Source organism: Mitsuaria sp. TWR114 (genome assembly GCF_007997345.1).
This window is the reverse complement of record NZ_VOSR01000834.1, coordinates 1-1,787: the sequence shown is the minus strand read 5'-3', so window position 1 is coordinate 1,787 and position 1,787 is coordinate 1. Positions and strand designations below refer to the sequence as shown.

At 71.7% G+C, this 1,787-nt stretch carries 2 protein-coding genes and 1 pseudogene; 1 reads left to right on the top strand and 2 read right to left on the bottom strand.

All coding sequences use genetic code 11. The features are described 5' to 3' along the window. Both FUT87_RS24715 and FUT87_RS24710 read right to left on the bottom strand, forming a co-directional pair. Positions 1-1,025: pseudogene (locus FUT87_RS24715) on the bottom strand (ATPase); the annotation flags it as partial. Positions 1,026-1,121: 96 nt separating this feature from the next. Beyond that, positions 1,122-1,340: a hypothetical protein gene (locus FUT87_RS24710; RefSeq protein ID WP_091723845.1), complete on the bottom strand. Its 219-nt coding sequence runs from the start codon at positions 1,338-1,340 to the stop codon at positions 1,122-1,124. Between the two features lie 167 nt (positions 1,341-1,507). Here FUT87_RS24710 and FUT87_RS24705 point away from each other — a divergent pair. Then, on the top strand, positions 1,508-1,787 hold a 280-nt coding region (locus FUT87_RS24705), incomplete at its 3' end, for a response regulator (protein ID WP_147242711.1).

Here is a 1,787-nt window from a genome sequence, read left to right as displayed (position 1 = left end):
GCGACCTTGGCCAGCTCCGTCTTGCCGGTGCCCGGCGGGCCGTAGATCAGCACGTTCACGCCGGGCTGGCCCTGCGTCACCGCATGGCGCAGCAGGGTGGCGAGGATGCCCACGTCCTCGGCGATGAAGTCGAAGTCGGCGCGCTGCAGCGGACTGGGCGCGACCGGGCGCGTGAACACCGCCATCAGGTCCTGCGGGCCGTCGTAGGCGCGCATCAGCACCGGCGGCAGTTGCTCGCTGACCTTCATCAGGTCGGAGAGGTCGGTGATGTTGTGCTCGGCGATCAGGTTCTCGATCATGCCGACCCGCTCCAGCCGCGAGCCGGCGCGCAAGGCCTCCGCGACCTCGTGCGGATCGACGCCCGCCACCTCCGCGATCGCCGCGAAGGCCTCCTGCGCGGTGTTGACCTTGAACTCGACCAGCGCGCCGCGCAGCTCGCGCTGGTAGCGGGCGAGGGTGCCGTAGAGCAGCAGGGCGCGCTCGGCCGCGTTGAGCTGCAGCAGGCGGCCCAGCACGTCGATGTTCTGCTCCACCAGCGTGGACTGGCTGCGCAGCTGCGCGTCGAGCGCGTCGCAGGTGCAGGACAGCAGCGCGAGCAGGTCCTTGGGCGCGTCCTTGATGTATTCGTCGAGGTAGAAGAACAGCGTCGCCTCGGCGAACGGGCCGCGCCAGACGCCGTGGCGCGCGAGGAAGGCGGCGTCGCCCAGCCGCTCATGGCCGGCCCAGAGCGAATGCCCCTGGCAGCGGCGCGCGAGGTAGCCCCGCACGCGGGCCAGCACCGGCGAGGGCCAGACCAGGTGCCGCGCGGTCAGCGCGAGCAGGCCGCTGGCGCGGATCAGCTCGCGCTGCTCGGCGGCGTGGCCGCCTTCGCGGTCGCGTCGCACCGCCGTGGCGGCGAGCTGCTGCACCACTTGATCCAGGCCCGGACCCAGCACCTGGGCGAGCGAGGCTGCGGCGGGGACGGTCGTGGCGGTGGCGGCGGTCGGAGGAAGGTCGTCGGGACGACGGAGCACGGGAGCGGTCATCGGGGGCACTCGGGGCGCGGCTAGCGCGATGGCGCCGAGTGTTCCCGTCCAGCCGTGCGGACCGAAGCGAGAAATTCGTCTGTGCTTATGCGGCCCTCAGGCCGCGCCGCTCAACCAGGTGCAGGCCGTCTTCGCCGCCTCCGCGTTGCTCTGGATGCCGACCTCCTGCGCCATCGCCCGCATGGCCTGGGCGCAGCGCTCGATGTGGCGGCGGTCGGGATGCCAGGGCCCCGCCGCGCTCCCGCTGCTCTGCAGGTTCGCGTTCTTCGTGTAGACGACGCGCCAGAGCGTCTGCTTGAGGTCGCTGGCATTCATGGCGCGCAGTATTCCGACACCGTCCCCCCTCGCGGCAGAGGCCATCGCCGCCAGCGCCTGTCGGCAATCGCCCGACAATCGCCCGACAACGGGGCGCGGCGTGCGGAAGTGGCGCCCCGGGCTTGCCCCAGGGCAGTGCGTCCGCGCGGGCTGTTAATCTGCCATTCATGAACCTGCTGCTCGCCGAAGACGATGCGATCCTGGCCGACGCCCTGTGCGAACAGATGCGCGCCAGCGGCTTCACCGTGGAGCACGCGCCCAATGGCGCCGTCGCCCAATACCTGCTGGCCAAGCAGCAGTTCGACGTGGTGGTGCTGGACCTGGGCCTGCCGATGGTCAGCGGCATCGACGTGCTGCGCCAGCTGCGCCAGACCGACGCGTCGCTGCCGGTGCTGATCCTGACCGCGCTGGACAGCCTGGAGGACCGGGTCGCCGGCCTCAACGCCG

What these genes read in the sequence shown, in the direction of transcription:
- FUT87_RS24710 (WP_091723845.1), bottom strand. Translation starts at nt 1,340, where the DNA reads ATGAATGCCAGCGACCTCAAGCAGACGCTCTGGCGCGTCGTCTACACG.